The 15,084-nt window shown below is 68.4% G+C and carries 17 protein-coding genes; 7 read left to right on the forward strand and 10 right to left on the reverse strand.

The genetic code is table 11. The features are described from left to right. Positions 1-183 precede the first annotated feature (183 nt). Positions 184-1,176: a biotin synthase BioB gene (bioB, locus tag Q1K70_RS18095; protein WP_300162663.1), complete on the reverse strand. Its 993-nt coding sequence runs from the start codon at positions 1,174-1,176 to the stop codon at positions 184-186. Positions 1,177-1,371: 195 nt separating this feature from the next. On the opposite strand from bioB, the gene Q1K70_RS18100 reads away from it, so the two are divergent. Together Q1K70_RS18100 and Q1K70_RS18105 are read left to right on the forward strand one after the other, a co-directional pair. Then, positions 1,372-1,857 carry a hypothetical protein gene (locus tag Q1K70_RS18100; protein WP_300162666.1) on the forward strand — a complete coding sequence of 162 codons (486 nt, stop codon included), beginning with the start codon at positions 1,372-1,374 and terminating at the stop codon, positions 1,855-1,857. Positions 1,858-1,960: 103 nt separating this feature from the next. Beyond that, positions 1,961-2,197 carry a glycine zipper domain-containing protein gene (locus Q1K70_RS18105; RefSeq protein WP_300162669.1) on the forward strand — a complete coding sequence of 79 codons (237 nt, stop codon included), beginning with the start codon at positions 1,961-1,963 and terminating at the stop codon, positions 2,195-2,197. A 73-nt stretch (positions 2,198-2,270) separates the two neighbouring features. Here Q1K70_RS18105 and Q1K70_RS18110 read toward each other — a convergent pair whose 3' ends face one another. The 5 genes from Q1K70_RS18110 to Q1K70_RS18130 form a co-directional block, all read right to left on the reverse strand. Then, complete coding sequence (locus tag Q1K70_RS18110) at positions 2,271-3,536, reverse strand: DUF362 domain-containing protein (RefSeq protein ID WP_300162672.1); 1,266 nt, start codon at positions 3,534-3,536, stop codon at positions 2,271-2,273. Positions 3,537-3,657: 121 nt separating this feature from the next. Beyond that, positions 3,658-3,825 carry a hypothetical protein gene (locus Q1K70_RS18115; RefSeq protein WP_300162675.1) on the reverse strand — a complete coding sequence of 56 codons (168 nt, stop codon included), beginning with the start codon at positions 3,823-3,825 and terminating at the stop codon, positions 3,658-3,660. 240 nt (positions 3,826-4,065) lie between these two features. After that, a complete protein-coding gene (gene cmk / locus Q1K70_RS18120) occupies positions 4,066-4,734 on the reverse strand; it encodes a (d)CMP kinase (RefSeq protein WP_300162678.1) in 669 nt (222 codons plus the stop codon). Then, positions 4,724-5,833 carry a histidinol-phosphate transaminase gene (gene hisC / locus Q1K70_RS18125; RefSeq protein ID WP_300162680.1) on the reverse strand — a complete coding sequence of 370 codons (1,110 nt, stop codon included), beginning with the start codon at positions 5,831-5,833 and terminating at the stop codon, positions 4,724-4,726. Before hisC ends, cmk begins: the two co-directional genes overlap by 11 nt. A 108-nt stretch (positions 5,834-5,941) precedes the next feature. Next, on the reverse strand, positions 5,942-6,391 hold the full coding sequence (locus Q1K70_RS18130) for a universal stress protein (protein ID WP_300162684.1): 450 nt from the start codon (positions 6,389-6,391) through the stop codon (positions 5,942-5,944). 325 nt (positions 6,392-6,716) lie between these two features. Between Q1K70_RS18130 and Q1K70_RS18135 the strand changes: the two genes are divergently transcribed. Next, positions 6,717-7,214 (forward strand): hypothetical protein, encoded by a 498-nt coding sequence (locus Q1K70_RS18135; RefSeq protein ID WP_300162687.1) that lies wholly within the window; start codon positions 6,717-6,719, stop codon positions 7,212-7,214. A gap of 119 nt (positions 7,215-7,333) precedes the next feature. On the opposite strand, the gene thpR is transcribed toward Q1K70_RS18135, so the two are convergent. The 3 genes from thpR to Q1K70_RS18150 form a co-directional block, all read right to left on the reverse strand. After that, complete coding sequence (gene thpR, locus Q1K70_RS18140) at positions 7,334-7,918, reverse strand: RNA 2',3'-cyclic phosphodiesterase (RefSeq protein ID WP_300162690.1); 585 nt, start codon at positions 7,916-7,918, stop codon at positions 7,334-7,336. Positions 7,919-8,047: 129 nt separating this feature from the next. Further along, positions 8,048-9,226 carry a hypothetical protein gene (locus Q1K70_RS18145; RefSeq protein WP_300162693.1) on the reverse strand — a complete coding sequence of 393 codons (1,179 nt, stop codon included), beginning with the start codon at positions 9,224-9,226 and terminating at the stop codon, positions 8,048-8,050. A 9-nt stretch (positions 9,227-9,235) separates the two neighbouring features. Further along, positions 9,236-10,669, reverse strand: coding sequence for an MBOAT family protein (locus tag Q1K70_RS18150; protein ID WP_300162696.1), 1,434 nt, complete (start codon positions 10,667-10,669; stop codon positions 9,236-9,238). 220 nt (positions 10,670-10,889) lie between these two features. Between Q1K70_RS18150 and Q1K70_RS18155 the strand changes: the two genes are divergently transcribed. Next, on the forward strand, positions 10,890-11,609 hold the full coding sequence (locus tag Q1K70_RS18155) for a class I SAM-dependent methyltransferase (protein WP_300162699.1): 720 nt from the start codon (positions 10,890-10,892) through the stop codon (positions 11,607-11,609). 57 nt (positions 11,610-11,666) lie between these two features. Here the strand turns inward: Q1K70_RS18155 and Q1K70_RS18160 are convergent, their stop codons facing one another. Then, positions 11,667-12,548 (reverse strand): LysR family transcriptional regulator, encoded by an 882-nt coding sequence (locus Q1K70_RS18160; protein WP_300162701.1) that lies wholly within the window; start codon positions 12,546-12,548, stop codon positions 11,667-11,669. Between the two features lie 94 nt (positions 12,549-12,642). Between Q1K70_RS18160 and Q1K70_RS18165 the strand changes: the two genes are divergently transcribed. From Q1K70_RS18165 to Q1K70_RS18175, 3 genes are all read left to right on the forward strand, one after another. After that, positions 12,643-13,047, forward strand: a complete 405-nt coding sequence (locus Q1K70_RS18165) for a CidA/LrgA family protein (RefSeq protein ID WP_300162704.1) — start codon at positions 12,643-12,645, stop codon at positions 13,045-13,047. Further along, complete coding sequence (locus tag Q1K70_RS18170; protein WP_300162707.1) at positions 13,037-13,726, forward strand: LrgB family protein; 690 nt, start codon at positions 13,037-13,039, stop codon at positions 13,724-13,726. Before Q1K70_RS18165 ends, Q1K70_RS18170 begins: the two co-directional genes overlap by 11 nt. 99 nt (positions 13,727-13,825) lie before the next feature. Beyond that, a complete protein-coding gene (locus Q1K70_RS18175; protein WP_300162710.1) occupies positions 13,826-14,917 on the forward strand; it encodes an NADH:flavin oxidoreductase/NADH oxidase in 1,092 nt (363 codons plus the stop codon). Positions 14,918-15,084 lie beyond the last annotated feature (167 nt).

The following is a 15,084-nucleotide window of genomic DNA, read 5'->3' on the forward strand; positions in this document are numbered from 1 at the left end:
TTTGCGGCCTGCGTCGCCCGGCCCATTTCCGAGACCACCACTGCCGACGCAACGCCGCCAACCGTTCCCACCTGCCTCCCCACCCGCACTCGTCGGGGAGGTCCAGGAGGGGGTCACCCCCTCCTGGCCGCCGGAGGCATCTTCAATCTTATCAACCCTCACCCTCTCACTCCCCTCGCCTGCTCACAAAACGAACCCCATCCCGTTCAATCCCCGCCTGTCTTCCTCCAACGCGCGGCCGGCAGTGGTCAGGTAGTCGCCGACCATGAGTCCGTCCGCGCCGGCAGCCATGGGGGCGAGGGCCGCGTCCGGGCCGAACACGGCGGGCCGGCCGCCGCAGATGCGGATTTGCCGGTCGGGCAGCAGGAAGCGCAGCAGGATGACGATGCGCCGGGCTTCGTCGCGGGAGAGGACGGGTTGGGAGGCGAGGGGGGTGCCGGGGATGGGGTTGAGGAAATTGACCGGTATGGAGAACGCGCCGGCTTCGAGGAGGGTGAGCGCCAGATCGGCGCGGTCTTCCCAGGTTTCGCCCATGCCGAACAGGCCCCCGGAGCAGATGGGGATGTCGAGTTTGCGGCAGGCGCGCAGCACGTTCAGGTTGTCGTCGAAGGTGCGGGTGGTGCAGATTTCGGGGTAGAAGGCCCGGGAGGTTTCGAGGTTGTGGTGGTAGGCGGCCATGCCCGCGTCCTTGAGGCGGGCCAGGGCGTCTTCGGAGAGCACGCCGAGGGAGGCGTCGGCGGCCATGGGCAGTCTGGCGATGCCGGCCAGGGCCTGGGCGGCGCTTTCGAGTTCGGCTGCCGGCAGGGCCCGGCCCGAGGCGACCAGGCCGAAGCGGGCGACGCCGTGGCGGGCCATGGAGGCGGCGGCTTCGACGATGCGTTCGGGCGGCAGCAGGGCATGTTGCGGGGTGTTGGTGGCGTAGTGGCCGGACTGGGCGCAGAAGGCGCAGTTTTCGCCGCAGCGGCCGGATTTGGCACTGATGATGGCGCACAGGGAGACGGCGTTTCCCCGGCGGGCGCGGCGCACGGCGTCGGCGGCGGCGGCGAAGGCGTCGAGGGTTTCGCCGGTGGCTTGGGGCAGGGTTTCGAGCAGGCGGCGGCGGGCGGCGTCGGAGAGGAACGCGCCGCCCTCGAGGGGACGCGAGAGTTCCGCGACAAGGCTCTGGGCGTGTGACATAGGCACCTCGGGAGATTGCTCATAGTCCCGGGCGGGCTTTTCGGCAAGGGGCGTCGGTGGGGTGGTCAAGCTTGATTTCTTGAAGGATGTTCCTCATAGAGTATGGAGTGTATTTTCGTCGTTCCCCGCCGGGGGGAGCGCGACGCGTGTTTTTGCAGCGACACAAGGCGAGCTTTGCCGAAGGAGAGCGACAGTATGTGGAAGAGCACCAGACGATTGGCTTTGGGGCTGTTCGCGGCCCTGGTTCTGGCCGCCCCGGCCCTGGCCGCGGATTACCAGATTCCGGTGGTGACCGGCGAGCATTGGACCAAATCCTCGCCCGAGGAGCGAAAGGCGTTCCTGGTCGGCGCGGCCACCGTCATCGAGCTTGACCAGGAAGTGCAGGGCGCGACGCCGGCCGTCAACAGCACCATCGACGCGTGGGCCCGCGGCCTTGCCCCGTACACTTTCGACCAGATGGTGGCGGCCCTGGACAAGTGGTACGCCGAGCATCCGGACAAGCTGCGCCGGCCGGTGATCGAGGTCATGTGGTACGAGCTGGCCCAGCCCAATATCGGCGCGACGAACATCGGCCAGGCCGATCCCAAGGAGGCGCTCAAGGAGAAGCGGGCCGAGGCCAAGGCCCAGGCGAAGGCCAAGGCCAAGGCGAAAGCCAAGGCGCAAGAGGAAGCCAAGCCCTAGCGGCCCGTTCACAATGCGCCTTTCGGCCTTATTTTTTATGAAAGGCGTGCTCCCCTCCGCGACGGTTCGACCGGACGGAGGCGTCGTTTCAAAGGAGGACACCATGAAAAAGTTGAGCATGCTCATCGCCGCCGTGATGCTCGTCGGCGCTCTGGGTTGCACCAATATGACCAAGACGCAGCAAGGCGCGCTGTCCGGCGCTGTCATCGGCGCGGGTACGGGCGCGGCCATAAGCGCCATCGCCGGCGGCAATGCCGGCATCGGCGCGGGCATCGGCGGAGCCCTCGGCGGCATCGCCGGCGGGCTCATCGGCCACGAACAGGAGAAGCGCGGCTACTAGCGCCCCGTTTCCCGGGAAGAGATCAAATCGCCGGCCCGGCAGCGTTCCCGTTCGGGACGCGGCGGGCCGGTTTTCATTGGCGGGGGCAGGGGCTGTAGAGCGCGCGCGCCAGGGCGTCGTACTGGCGGATCTGCTCGGCCAAAAAACCCGGCTCGCCATGGAAGGTGAGGGCCTGCCTGGGACAGGCCAGATAGCAGTACAGGCAGCCGATGCAGGCCGCGTCCCCGCCCGAGGCGGCGACCGACGCCGGGTCGAGTCCCATGGGGCAAAGTTCCCGGCAGGCGCCGCAGCCGTCGCAGGCTCGGTCGTCGAGGCTCAGGCCGTCCAGGCGCATCTCCTCCCGGCAGAAGACGTCCTGGCGCAGTCCCGTCTTGAAGAGCAGCGCCCCGAACCAGTCCGTGCCGGCCAGGTAGCGGAAAAGGCGCAGGTTGCGCACGGCCAGGAAGTATTTCTGCCGCTTGGGGCTGTGCACGAACGTGGCGACGTGGCCGGCCTTGGGCGGGGCGAAGGGCCGGCCGGCCAGAAGCGGCAGGGAAAGGCCGGCCACGAAGGCTTCCCTGTCCGGGGTGAGCCGTCCCCGTCGCCGGGCCTCGGCCAGGGGGCGCACGGCGGCGTCGGGAAAGCCGGCCAGGCGGGCGCAGGCCAGGTCGATGACATAGGGATCGTCGCCGAAGACCAGGGCGTCGCAGCGCAGGGGCGTGCCGCGCGTGGGCCCCAGGCCCTCCATGGCGACCATGGCGTCCACGATGTGCAGCCCGGGCCGCACGGCGTCGCTCAGGTTGAGGATGTTGGCGGCCAGGCTCTGATGGGTCTTTTTCTTGTTCTCCTGGCCGACCAGGCAGCCCATGAGGTTTTTGAGGCACACGGACATGCCGGCCTCGAAATGGGTCTTGAGCTTGGGCAGGTTGATGACCAGGGCGGCGTCGAGGACGGGTGCGGCGACCTGGGCCGTGACGCCGTTTTCGAAGGCCACGGGCCGGCCCGGGGCGTGGTTGAGGTCCACCACCGGCACGCCGAAGCGCGCCGCCGCCTTGTCCACGGCCAGGCGGGCGATGACGCCGATGTCGTTGCGGTAAAAGCCCGAGTTGGTGCCCTCGCCCACGGTGAGGTCGGCGTAGCCGGCGTCGCGAAGCGCCCCGAGCAGGGCGCACAGCAGGCGCAGGTCGGTGGTGTTGCCGGTCAGGGCGTTCATGTTGGCGTTGAGGTTGGGCTTAAGGAGTATGGGCGCGGCCTTGTCCGAGGGGAAGACGTCGGCGTAGGCGGGCAGCGTCTCCTCGACGGCCCGCCGGGCCTCGGCCAGGGAGGCGGCGCGGCGCAGGTGCAGGCGGTATGTCGTCATGGCGCTCGGGGACCGGTTGGGGTTGGCGGCGCGAAGGGCCGCGCCGTCTCCCGCATACCGGGTCCCGGGCGCGAGGGAAAGGGGCAAGGCCGATCGCGGTCATGCGTCCCTGGGCGAGGCGTCAGCGGGAGCCGTCGCCGCGCCTGTGCGACAGGCCCAGGCGCGAGGCCGTGGCCCGGGCGCGTTCCTCGGCCTCGCGCTCCGACAGGCGCGCGCCGTGGCGGTACATGGTGTAGACCAGGGACACGGCGTGGGGAATAACCGGTATGGTGCAAGGGGTTTTGGGCATGGTGCGTTCCTCCCGTGGCCGGCTGCGGCCGATGTGCTGGCTTTCGGCTTAGCAAGGGATGGGCCAAAGCGTGACAAACCTGGCCCGGCGGGGAGTCTGCCCCGGGGGAGCGACGGGGAAGCGACGAAAATGTGGCCTTTTGGCCGAGGCGTGTGCCGTCTTGGGACAAAAACGGCGTTTGGCGGGTTGCCCCCGGACCGGCGCGGCGACGCCGGCCCGGGAGCGGAAAAGGCACGGAGATCAGGCCGTGGCCGCGGCCACGATGCGTTCCACCACCGCGTCCTCGGTCAGCTCCGAGGTGTCGATGACCAGGGCGTCGGCGGCCGGGATCAGGGGGGCGGTGGCCCGGTTTTGGTCCTGGTCGTCGCGGCGGCGAATGGCGGCGAGGATTTCCTCGTAGTCGGCCGGCTTGCCCAGGGCCGCAAGCTGGCGCACGCGCCGGGTCGCCCGCACCTCGGGCGAGGCGGTGAGGAAGATTTTGCACGAAGCCCCGGGAAAGACCACGGTGCCCATGTCGCGGCCCTCGGCCAGGAGGTCCGCGCTGCGGCCCAGGGCCTGCTGGGCCTGGCGCAGGCTTTCGCGCACCACGGGCAGGACGGCCAGGTTGGAGGCCCAGCCGCCGACCTCCTCGGTGCGGGCGGCGTCCGGCAGGGGTGCGCCGTCGACCAGCAGCACGGTGTCCGCCCCGCTGCCGGCCAGGGCGAAGGTCATGGCCCCGAGGCGCGCCCGGATGTCCGCCTGGGGCAGGGCGTGGCCGCCCGGCCCCAGGGCCAGGGCCAGGGCCCGGAACATGGCCCCGGTGTCCAGGTAGGCCAACCCCAGCCGGCCGGCGGCCCGGCGGGAGACGGACGTCTTGCCCGCCCCGGCCGGGCCGTCGATGGTGATGATGCGGGAACCGCTAGAAGCCATTTTCGAGGATGTCCTTCATGGCGGCCAGGAACAGGTCGTTTTCCTCGTCGTTGCCGACGCTCACGCGAAGAAGCTCCGGCAGGCCGTAGCTCTTGAGCCCCCGGGCGATGAGCCCCCGGCGCAGCAGGGCTTCGAAAACCCCGGCCGCGTCCAGGGGAGGCTTGAACATGAGGAAGTTGGCCTGGGACGGGTAGACCAGGCAGCCAAGCGCGGCCAGCTTCTCGGCCAGGCGCGCCCTGCCGCGTTTCACGGTCTCCAGGCTCGCCTGGGCGAAGGTCGTGTCTTCCAGGGCGGCCAGGCCCGCGGCCTCGGCCATGAGGTTGACGCTAAACGGCAGGCGCACGCGCAGCATGTAGTCGGCCAGCCACTCGGGCATGACCCCGAAGCCCAGGCGCAGCCCGGCCAGACCGTAGAGCTTGGAGAAGGTGCGCAGCACCACCACGTTGTCGCAGGTCCCCCAGCGGGCGAGCATGGAGTAGTCGGCCACGGGCTCGGCGAAATCGACGTAGGCCTCGTCCACCACCAGCAGGGCGCGCGGCGGCAGGGAGCGGGCCAGGGCGACGACCTCGCCCGCCGCAACGGCGTAGCCGGACGGGTTGTCCGGGTTGGTGAGAAACACCAGCGCCGTGTCCTCGTCGCAGGCTCCGGCCAGGGCCGGCAGGTCGAAGGCGAAGTCCGGGCCCAGGCGCGGCTGGCGCAGCGTCACGCCGCAAAGCCTGGTCTGCTGCACGTAGATGGAGAAGCAGGGCGAGAAGGCCACCACGTTGTCGCGGCCCGGCCGGCAGGTCAGGCGCACCAGCAGGTCGATGATCTCGTCGGAGCCGTTGCCGGCCACGACGCAGGCTTGCGGCACGCCGTGGAAGGCGGCCAGGGCGGCGGTCAGGGCCGGGTTGCCGGCCCGGGGATAGCGGAAGACCATGTCGGCCTTGCGCGCCAGCACCCGCTTGACCAGCGGCGAGGCCCCCAGGGGGTTTTCGTTGCTGGCCAGCTTGACCACGCGGGACAGGCCGTACCGCTCCTTGATCTCTTCCATGGAAAGGCCGGGGGAGTACGGGGTGAATTCCCGCACGTCCTCCCGGATACGGTCGCTAGGCTGCATGGACGGGCGCTCCTGGCCCGGGCCGCGGTCCCGAAGGGCTGGCGGGGACGACGGCCCGGGGCGTGGGTTTGCCTCGAAAGCACGGACGCGCTTTCGAGGGATGCGGCATCAGGCCGCTTCGCGGGGCTTGATGGTCAGCACGGGGCAGGCGGCGGTCTTGACCACCTTCTCGGCCACGGAGCCGAAGATGATGCGGTCGATGCCGGTGCGGCCGTGGGTGCCCATGACGATCATGTCGGCCTTGCGGTCGGTCGCGACCTTGAGGATCTCCTCGGCCGGGTAGCCGGTCACGACCAGGCCGGTGACGGGCACTTCCTTGAAATGTTGGCTCAAAAAGTCGTGCATGGTGGTGTCGGCCGAGGCCACCACGTCGCCGACGAAGGTGTCGAGCGCCGCCTGGGGCACGTTGAAACCCACGTACTCGGCCAGGGACGGGGCCACGTAGACGCAGGTGACGGCGGCTCCCGCGGCCTTGGCCACGGTGGCGGCGTATTCGGCCACGCGTTCGGAACTCTCGGAAAAGTCCACGGCGCACAGGATGTTCTTGATGGCAGGCATGGTACGGCTCCTTTTTGGCGATGCGTTTGCTCTTAAGATCCCATCGCACCGGTCGAAAAGAGAAAAACGGGCCAGGTGCCCAGGATGCCAAAGTGGTGGGCGATAGACAAGGCGTTTTCCCTGTCCTATGAATATGAGAGCGGGGCGAGGCGCGAGGCCGCTTCACGGGCGACGCGAGCCGCGACGGCGGGACGACGCAGGAAGGCGGGCAAAAATTTCCTGATGCCCTGAAAAATTTATCAAGTGATGCCTGCATGTTAGAAAATATTACTGAATGGCAGGCTCCTTGCATGCAGACGGGAAACGTCAACGCGGGGGAAGGCCGATGAAAATCCAAACCGACCAACTGACCGCCCTGCAGCAGGCCGCGGAGAAGACCGCGGGGACCACGGGGTCCACGGATGCGTCGGATGCCTTTGCCGCCCTTCTGGCCCAGAAGGTGGGCGACGGCGGGACCTCCCAGGCGACGGGGCTTTCGGCTCCGCCCCTGGCCGGCTATGCCGCCCTGGGCGTCAGCGGCGCGCAGACCGCCGGCGATGTCGAGGCCACCGGTCAATTCACCGAAGAAGAGCAGGCGGTTATGAACAACATGGACACCCTGCTGGCCAAGTGGGAAAATTACGCCGACACGCTCGCTTCGGGTTCCGGGGGAGATTCCCTCAAGCAGGCCTACGGCGTCCTGGAAAACATTGAAACCGGCGTCAAGCAGCTCAAGGACGACCTGCCAAGCGACGCCAACGCGGGCCTCGGTTCCCTCGTCAATGAACTGGAAGTCATGACCGTGACCGAGAAGATCAAGTTCAACCGGGGCGACTACATGTAGCCGACCCGGGAAGCGATCCCCGCCGTCCCGCGTCCAGGGAGCCGGGATGGCCGGGGAGCGCGCCCCGCCGCATTTCAGACGCCGCCACCTTCGGGAGGCGGCGTCTTCGTTTCGGCAGTTCAGTCCGTCCGGGCGGCGAAGGTCGCCGCGACCTCGTGCCGGGCCCCCGACGGGGACAGGATGGAGCGCCACAAGGTGAAGGCGCAGGCCGTGAGCTCGGGCCAGGCGGCCTCGACGAGGAGCTTGAGGGCTCCCGGCCAGTCGCCGCCCCGGCCGGGTTCGCGCAGCCGGGCCAGGGTCAGGTGGGGCGTGAAGGGCTTGGTCTCGGGCGCGAAGCCAAGCGGCGAAAGGGCCGTTTCCACCCGGGCCGCCAGGGCCCGGCACTCGGGCGCACCGGCGGCAAGGCCCGCCCAGGCCACGCGGGGCCTCGTGATGTCCGGAAAAAATCCGCCGCCGCCGAAACGCAGGGCGAAGGGGGCGAAGGCGACCGTGCCCAGGGCCTCGGCCACGGCCCCGATCCCGCCGGGACCGGAAACCGGCACGTCGCCCAGGAACCGGAGCGTCAGGTGAACGACCTCCTCGCGCACGGGACTGGCCGGCCCCCGGGACAGTCGGGCCACGGCCTTGCCCAGGCGCGCGGCCAGGGCCCGGCACTCCCCGGGCAGGCCGATGCCGACGAAGGCGCGCACGGTGCTGACTGGCATGCCGCGTGCTCCAGGCGCTTTCGCGAGGTTATTCCGGTCCCACTTCAAAAGTGAAACGGAGAGGTGATATATCTCTATGATATAGTTGTATGTTTTGAAACGCAACTGGCGTTGCGTTTCAAATGGGCATTACTGGGCCGGGGCCATGACCTTCTTGGCTGGGAATTCCGTGAAGTAGCGTTCCACGAATTCGTCGATGACCAGGGCCGGCTTCTCCTTTTCGATGAAGTCCTTGTCGAAGAAGCGCACGTCCCGCGAGGTCGAGGGGTAGGGCCAGAGGTAGGTGGTCTTGTTGAAGTGCTCGGACAGGAAGGGGATGAGCTCGTGGGCGAAGGAATCCCGGAAGACCACCACATTGGGCCGGGCCGGATCATGGGTATCCATGACCACCGTAGGCTGGAAATAGGGCTGAACGGGATGCATGGCCGCAGTCTCCACGGCCCGGCGCTGGAAGCGGGGAGTGAAGGTCACGCGGCTTTCTGGAAAGTAGTCGCTCAGGGCCAGCATGCTGGCCAGACCCCCGTTTAAGTCCGGGGTGATGGCGATGTCGAATTCGCCCCGGATCTCCGGCTCGAACTGCGGGAACCATTGTCCCAGGCGCTTCATGATCTGCACGTAGCCGGCGAAGGCCCCGAAGGTCGTCCAGTGGGTGTCGGTGCGGTAGTAGGCCAGGGCCTGCCGCTTGACCAGCTCCATGGTCGGGCGCAGGTCGAGCACGGGCACGCCGGCCGCCTCCAGGGCGGACACGAGCTGGTCCATGCGGCTTACGGGGCTCACCTTGTTGAATTTTTTCGGAAGGAATTCCGGGTAGACGGTTTCCTTGTTGGGCGCCACCACGATCAGGTAGCGGATGTTGCGGTTGGCCAGCCAGTCCTGGCGGTCCTTGTAGACGTCCACCCAGCGCTCCAGCTGCTTCTGGGTGAAAAGCCGCACCGAGCGGTAGTCCTGGATGACGTTGAGGTCGTTGTTTTCCTGGGAGAGAAACAGCCAGTCCGACTTGCCCTTGATGACGGTCTGGTACTGGCTGGAGGAGCGCAGCCAGAAGATGTCGAGAATGTTTTCCAGGCGCACGAGCAACTTGCGGAAGCCGAAGGTCTTTTCCAGGTAGCCGCGCTGGAGCACGTTGAAGGATTTGAAGACCTGGGAGGCCGAGAACTCGGGCAGGGGCGTCGGGTCGTTCTCCATGAGGTACACGTCCGGCGCGATCTGGCAGTAGTTGTCGGCCAGGGGCAGGCAGATGAGCGCCAGGAAAAGCAGCGCGCCGACGGCATGCACGATCTTGCGGGCGAAAGTGGGGGCCAAGACCATGGGGACGCCCTAGAACTGAAAGTAGATGAAGGGGTTGTGCGTGCCGCTGGCCAGGGACATGGCGCACAGGACGAAAACCGCCGGCATGACCACCAGGCTGACCACGGCTTCCACGCCGTCGTCCAGGGCCACCGGGCCGAAGCGCCGCACGGCGAGGAGCCGTTCCCGGAGCTCCCTGATCCAGGGCACGAGGGGCGTGGCCCCGATGGCCGCCAGGGCCAGGACGATGCCCACCTTGGGGTTGAGGAAAAGCCCCATGTGCCATTCCACGCCCGAACCCTGGGCGAAGCCGGCCATGGCCTTGATGTAGTTCAGCGCCACGGGCAGCGTCTCGGCCCGGAAGAAGACCCAGGCCACCATGACCACGAGCAGGGTATAGGCGTGGGCGAAAAGGCGCGGCCCCTGAGTCAGGCGCTTGAACAGCGAAAAGCGTTCCAGCACCGAGAACAGGCCGTGGAACATCCCCCAGATGACGAAGTTCCAGCTGGCTCCATGCCACAAGCCGCACAGGAAAAAGACCATGACCAGGTTGAAGTACATCCGCGCCTTGCCGGCCCGGTTGCCGCCCAGGGGAATGTACAGGTAGTCGCGGAACCAGGTGGACAGGGAGATGTGCCAGCGCCGCCAGAATTCCTGGATGGAGCGCGACACGTAGGGGTAGTTGAAGTTCTCCATGAACTTGAACCCGAACATGTGGCCAAGGCCGATGGCCATGTCCGAGTAGCCGGAGAAGTCGAAATAGATCTGGAGCGTGTAGCAGACGATGCCGAGCCAGGCCACGGGCGTGGTCAGGTGCTCGGCCGGGATGGCGAAGATCTTGTCCGCCGGCAGGCCCACGACGTTGGCGATCAGCACCTTCTTGCCGAGGCCGATGACGAAGCGGTTGATGCCCTTGGAGAACCGCTCGATGCCCACGATGCGGTGGGTGATCTGGGCGGCGATGTCCTTGTAGCGGATGATGGGGCCGGCCACGAGCTGGGGGAAAAGCGAGATGTAAAGGGCCGTGTTGGGCAGGGACATCTGGGGCGGCGTCTGGCGGCGGTAGATGTCCATGATGTAGGAAATGCAGTGGAAGGTGAAAAAGGAGATGCCGATGGGCAGGTGCACCTGTCCGATGGAGATGACCGGCAGGCCGACCTGGCCGAGCAGGGTGTTGAGGTTGGCGACGATGAAGTTCGTATATTTGAAGATGACGAGCAGAATCAGGTTGAAGGCGATGGCCACGGCCACCTGGCGCTTGGCGTCGCTGCGTTCGTGGGCCTTGTGGACCCAGATGCCGAAAGCGTAGTTGGCCACGATGGACAGGAGCATGATGACGACGTATTCGCCCTCGCCCCAGGTATAGAAGAAAAGGCTCGCCGCCAGCAGTATCCAGTTTCGCAGCCGGCCGAAGGAAACGCAGCTGAAATACAGGGCCAGCACGACGGGCAGGAAATAGAACAAAAAGGATGCTGAGCTAAATACCATAGATGGTGTGGGGGTAGGGGTTCGCGGCGCGCTGGCCGGGATGCGGCGTCGGCGCGCAGACCGCATGGCCGCCGCGCCCGCGTTTTCCCGCGGGTGATCGCTCTTACCCAAGGAGGAGGGCTTTGACAACTCCCGTCGGCCACCGGACCGGGGCGGACCGGCCTTGCAATGTTCCCTGGCCCGGGTACAACGGGCCATGACCGATTTCGCACCTTCTCTCGATCGGTTACGTGAAATGCTGGCCGCCCTGGGGCCCGGACGCGTCTGGCGGCCCGTGGCCGGCCCGGACGGCGCGCTGCTGGCCCGGGGAAGCGGCCCCGGTCCCGAATCCCTCGAACCCTACGTGGCCGGGCTCGACGTCGCCGGCAAGACCGTGGCCGACCTGGGCTGCAACCTGGGCTACTTCTCCTTGCTGGCCGCCAGGTGCGGGGCGCGTCGGGTGCTCGGCTGCGACGCCGACCCGGAGATCATCGAGGCGGCCACGCTCCTGGCCCGGCTGCACGGCTTGGCGGGCGTGGACTTCCTGGCGCGCGACTTCCTGGCCGCGCCCGCGCCCGAACGTTTCGACCTAGCCCTTTTGGTGGACTTCGTCGGCCGGGGCGTGGTGGCCAAGGGCAAACTCGCGGCCGTGGCTGCGGCGGCCGCATCCTGGGCGCGGCACGAGGTTTTTTTCACCCTGCACCCCGCCTATGCCCTGGACGAACTGGCCGTGCCGCCCGAGGTCCTCGCCGCGCGCCATCCCGGCTGCGTGCGCGACGGGCGCTTTTTTACGGCCGAGGCCCTGGCCGCGCTCCTCGGTCCGGGCTGGACCATGCGCCGCCTCACCGACGGCCGCCTGTCCGCCGGAGAGACAACCTTGCGCGCCAAGACGGCCCTCCTCTTCACCCGCAAAGCCCCATCCGCCTCCGCCCCCTAGCGGGGAGGTCCAGGAGGGGGTCACCCCCTCCTGGCCGCCGGAGGCGCTCTTCCCCCCTCATCCCGGCAGCCGCTCCCGGGCCAGGGACAGCCAGGCCTTGGCCGCCGGCGAGAGCCGCGCTCCCCGCCGCCAGACCAACGCCGCCCGCCAGCGTAGGTCCGTCTCGTCGAGCAGGAGCACGTGCAGCGGAGACAGGTCGCGCCCCTCGGTCAGGATGCGCGGCAAAAGCGCCACGCCGAGGCCCGAGGCCACCAGCGCGATGATGAAGTCCACCTGGCTGCTGCGCGCCGCCGGCTCGGGCGTGAAGCCCCGCGCCCGGCAGGCCGACTCGATGCGGGCGTTGAGCACGAAGCCCTGCTCGAAGAGGATCAACGGCATTTCCGAAAGCTCCTCGAGCCGTATCGCCACGCGCCCGCCCAGGGGATGGTCGGCCCACAGCACGGCCATGAGCGGGTCGTCGCAGACCGGCTGCCAGGCGAAGGCCTCGGGCACCGGCAGAAGCGACACGGCCAGTTCCACCTCGCCGGCCAGCACGGCCTCCTCCAGCCGGGCGCTGCCCTGTTCCAGAAGTTCGATCTCCACCCCGGGATGCCGCCGCCGGTATTCGGCGAAAAGCGGAGCGAAAAGCCTGGCGCTGCCGAAAATGGGCAACCCCAGGCGCAGCCGGCCCGAGACCAGGCCCCGCAGGTCGGCCAGTTCCGCCGCCATGTGCTCGCCCTCGGACAGCATGGCCACGGCCCGGGCGTAGACCAGCTCCCCGGCCTCGGTCAGCCGCGCCCCGGTGCCCAGGCGCTCGAAAAGCGCCTCGCCGAGCTCTTCCTCCAACTGTCCGATGGCTTTGCTCACCGTGGACTGGGTGGAAAAAAGCGCCCGCGCCGCCCGGGAAAAACCGCCCTGGCGGGCCACTTCCACGAATGCCCGAAGATGCCGCAGCTCCATGGCCATTCCAATACGGAATGGATTGGATTCCGACAATTCATTTCACAACTGCCCCGGGCGTGGCTATTTCCAATTTCGTACAAGGAGTTGTCCCATGGACACGAAAAATAATGGAAATATCCGCCATGTCACCGGGATCGCCGCCTACGGGGCCCAGCTGGCCGGGCTGGTGGGGCTGTGGTGGCTGTGCCAGCTGTGCGTGCGCGCCCTGGACCTGCCGGTGCCGGCCGGCGTGATCGGCATGCTGGCCCTGGTCGTGCTGCTCGCCTCCGGCGCGCTGCCGAGCCGGTTCGTGCGGCGCGGGGCCGGGAGCCTGCTCGACCATCTGCTGCTCTTTTTCGTCCCGGCCTGCATGACCCTGCTCGACCACAAGGAACTGCTGAGCGTCACCGGGCTCAAGCTCCTGGCCGTGATCGTCGTTGGCATCCTCACGGTCATGGCCGGCACGGCCCTTATCGTGGAACTGCATTTCAGGGGGAGGACGCGCCATGTCCGTTGAACACCCGGGACTGTTCTGGTTCACGGCCACGCTTGCCGCCTACGTCGTCTCGCGCATCGTGCACCACTACACGAAGTCGTTTCTGACTTCGCCGCTGCTGCTGACCTGCGTGCTCTGCCTGGCCCTGACCGTCGGCCTGCACGCGAGCTACCGCGAATACATGCGCGGCGGGCAATGGCTGCTGCTTCTGCTCGGCCCGGCCACGGTGGCCTTCGCCCTGCCCATCTACGAGCACCGGGCGCTCCTGCGCCGCTACTGGCCGACCCTCGTCCTCGGCGTCGGCTTCGGCTGCGCCCTGGCCTTCGGCGGAACATGGCTGCTCTCCGGCCTGCTCGACCTGCCCCGGGACGTGCGCCTGTCGGTGCTGCCCCGGTCCTTCACCACGCCCTTCGCCATGGCTTTCGCCAAGGACGTGGGAGGCGCGCCGGATCTGGCCGCCGTGTGCGTCATCGCCACGGGCATCCTGGGCGCGTCGCTCGGCGGCATGCTCCTCAAGGTCTTGCCCCTGCGTTGCGCCCTGGCGCGCGGGGCCATGCTCGGCATGGGCGCGCACGGCGCGGGCGTGGCCCGGGCCCGGGAGATCGGCGACGAGGAGGGGGCCGTGGCCGGCCTGGTCATGATCCTCGCCGGCGTCACCTGCGCCCTGCTTGGCCCGGCCGTGGCCCTGTTCGAATCCTGATCCCTCCCGCCGCCCGCGACCCCGTCGCCGGATTGGCGCTGTCGCGGGCAGCCGAAAAGGGATAGGTTGCATGAAAACCATCCCGGAGGCACACCTGCCATGAGCATGCTCTTTTCCCCCGTGGCCCTGGGGCCGCGCACGCTGGCCAACCGCATCGTCGTCGCGCCCATGTGCCAGTACTCGGCCGAAAACGGACACCCCACGGCCTGGCACACCGTGCACCTCGGCACGCTGGCCGTCTCCGGGGCCGGCGCGGTGGTCATCGAGGCCACGGCCGTGGAACCCCAGGGCCGCATCTCCCCCGAAGACCTGGGCCTGTGGTCCGACGCCCACGCCGCCTCCCTGGAACGCACCCTGGCCCAGGTGCACGCCTGCGCCGCCACGCCCATCCTCGTCCAGCTCGCCCACGCCGGCCGCAAGGCCTCCACGGCCAAGCCCTGGGAAGGCGGCGAACAGCTCTCCCCGGCCCAGAGCGGCTGGACTACCGAAGCCCCCTCGGCCATTCCCTACGCCCCGGGCGAAACCCCGCCCCGGGCCCTTTCCGCCGCCGGCCTCGACCGCGTCGAAAAAGCCTTCGCCGCCGCCGCGAAACGCGCCGCCGCCCTGGAACTGGCCGGCGTCGAAGTCCACTGCGCCCACGGCTACCTGCTCCACCAGTTCCTCTCGCCGCTGTCCAACACCCGGGACGACGACTGCGGCGGCAGCCTCGAAAACCGTCTGCGCTTCCCCCTTCGCGTCATCGCCGCCGTGCGCGGGGCCCTGCCCGAAAACCGCATCCTCGGCGTACGCATCTCCGCCACCGACTGGGTCCCCGGCGGCTGGGACGTCGAGGACTGCCTCGCCTTCGTCAAACGCTTCAAGGCCCTCGGCGTGGACTACGTCCACGTCTCCAGCGGCGGCCTCTCCCCGGACCAGAAAATTCCCGTCAAACCCGGCTACCAGGTCCCTTTCGCCGCGCGCATCAAGGCCGAAACCGGACTGCCCGCCATCGCCGTGGGCCTCATCACCGAACCCGCCCAGGCCGAAACCATCGTCAGCGCCGGCCAGGCCGACGCGGTGGCCCTGGCGCGCGGCATCCTCTACGACCCCCGCTGGCCCTGGCACGCCGCCGCCGCCCTCGGCGACCAGGTCGCCCCGCCAAGGCAGTATCTGCGCTGCGAGCCGCATGGGTTGAAGGGATTGTTTCGGTAGTGGAGGAGGGGGAAGGGGAAGAGGGAAGATGCCTCCGGCGGCCGGGGGGGATGATCCCCCCCGGTCCCCCCGACGGGGGCGGATGGGAGGGAGGTCGGGAATGGCGGGCGGCGTTGCGTCGGTCGTTGTGGTCGGGGAATTGGCCCGGACCCGCAGGCCGCAAAGCC

Origin of the sequence: Solidesulfovibrio sp., assembly GCF_029978005.1 — a bacterium.
GTDB lineage: Bacteria > Desulfobacterota > Desulfovibrionia > Desulfovibrionales > Desulfovibrionaceae > Solidesulfovibrio.

Coding starts and splice junctions, on each gene's coding strand:
- bioB (WP_300162663.1), bottom strand. CDS start 1,176: ATGTCACACGCCCAGAGCCTTGTCGCGGAACTCTCGCGTCCCCTCGAG.
- Q1K70_RS18100 (WP_300162666.1), top strand. CDS start 1,372: ATGTGGAAGAGCACCAGACGATTGGCTTTGGGGCTGTTCGCGGCCCTG.
- Q1K70_RS18105 (WP_300162669.1), top strand. CDS start 1,961: ATGAAAAAGTTGAGCATGCTCATCGCCGCCGTGATGCTCGTCGGCGCT.
- Q1K70_RS18110 (WP_300162672.1), bottom strand. CDS start 3,536: ATGACGACATACCGCCTGCACCTGCGCCGCGCCGCCTCCCTGGCCGAG.
- Q1K70_RS18115 (WP_300162675.1), bottom strand. CDS start 3,825: ATGCCCAAAACCCCTTGCACCATACCGGTTATTCCCCACGCCGTGTCC.
- cmk (WP_300162678.1), bottom strand. CDS start 4,734: ATGGCTTCTAGCGGTTCCCGCATCATCACCATCGACGGCCCGGCCGGG.
- hisC (WP_300162680.1), bottom strand. CDS start 5,833: ATGCAGCCTAGCGACCGTATCCGGGAGGACGTGCGGGAATTCACCCCG.
- Q1K70_RS18130 (WP_300162684.1), bottom strand. CDS start 6,391: ATGCCTGCCATCAAGAACATCCTGTGCGCCGTGGACTTTTCCGAGAGT.
- Q1K70_RS18135 (WP_300162687.1), top strand. CDS start 6,717: ATGAAAATCCAAACCGACCAACTGACCGCCCTGCAGCAGGCCGCGGAG.
- thpR (WP_300162690.1), bottom strand. CDS start 7,918: ATGCCAGTCAGCACCGTGCGCGCCTTCGTCGGCATCGGCCTGCCCGGG.
- Q1K70_RS18145 (WP_300162693.1), bottom strand. CDS start 9,226: ATGGTCTTGGCCCCCACTTTCGCCCGCAAGATCGTGCATGCCGTCGGC.
- Q1K70_RS18155 (WP_300162699.1), top strand. CDS start 10,890: ATGACCGATTTCGCACCTTCTCTCGATCGGTTACGTGAAATGCTGGCC.
- Q1K70_RS18160 (WP_300162701.1), bottom strand. CDS start 12,548: ATGGAGCTGCGGCATCTTCGGGCATTCGTGGAAGTGGCCCGCCAGGGC.
- Q1K70_RS18165 (WP_300162704.1), top strand. CDS start 12,643: ATGGACACGAAAAATAATGGAAATATCCGCCATGTCACCGGGATCGCC.
- Q1K70_RS18170 (WP_300162707.1), top strand. CDS start 13,037: ATGTCCGTTGAACACCCGGGACTGTTCTGGTTCACGGCCACGCTTGCC.
- Q1K70_RS18175 (WP_300162710.1), top strand. CDS start 13,826: ATGAGCATGCTCTTTTCCCCCGTGGCCCTGGGGCCGCGCACGCTGGCC.